This window comes from Massilia sp. TSP1-1-2, from assembly GCF_049896185.1.
Taxonomy (GTDB): Bacteria; Pseudomonadota; Gammaproteobacteria; order Burkholderiales; family Burkholderiaceae_D; genus Telluria_A.
In genome coordinates this window covers 1-568 of record NZ_JAFCTU010000209.1, presented here as the reverse complement: position 1 = coordinate 568, position 568 = coordinate 1, and the positions used below count along the sequence as shown (strand labels likewise).

1 protein-coding gene is annotated in these 568 nt (G+C 54.9%); it reads right to left on the bottom strand.

The window, feature by feature from the left end:
* On the bottom strand, positions 1-568 hold a 568-nt coding region (locus ACP7BV_RS27750), incomplete at both ends, for a reverse transcriptase domain-containing protein (RefSeq protein WP_426108139.1).

Below are 568 nucleotides of genomic sequence, written 5' to 3'. Positions count from 1 at the left end.
GGAAATTTCTCCGCGAGCATTCCTTCAAGGCCGTCCAGTGTCATGTTGGCCGCCACCGGCGAAATGATTCCCCCTTGCGGGGTGCCGGCATCGGTGGGGAAGAGTTCGTTTTGATACACATATCCCGCTTTGAGCCACTTCCTGAGGGTTGCCTTGTCCGTTGGGATATTGGCGAGCATCCAGTCGTGGGAAATTTTGTCGAAACAGCTTTGGATGTCGGCCTCAAGCACCCATTCCGCGCTAGCCTTTTTCGCCAGAGAGTTGAAACATTGCTCTCCTGCGTCAGCGGTCGAGCGCTCCGGCCTTAACCCATAAGAATTCAGGTCGGCGGTGGTTTCCGCGATAGGTTCGAGCGCCAACAAGTGTAGAGCTTGCATGGCGCGGCACTTCATCACGGGTATGCCGAGCGGCCTCGTCTTTTCGCTGTTTTTCTTCGGAATCAAGACTCTCCGAAGCGGAAGAGTCGAGTATCCCCGCCTCTTCAACGACGCAATAGCGTTAGTCTTTGCCACCGGTGTTTTCCATGTGACCTTGTCGACACCGGCGGTATTCTTGCCTTTGTTTTCAG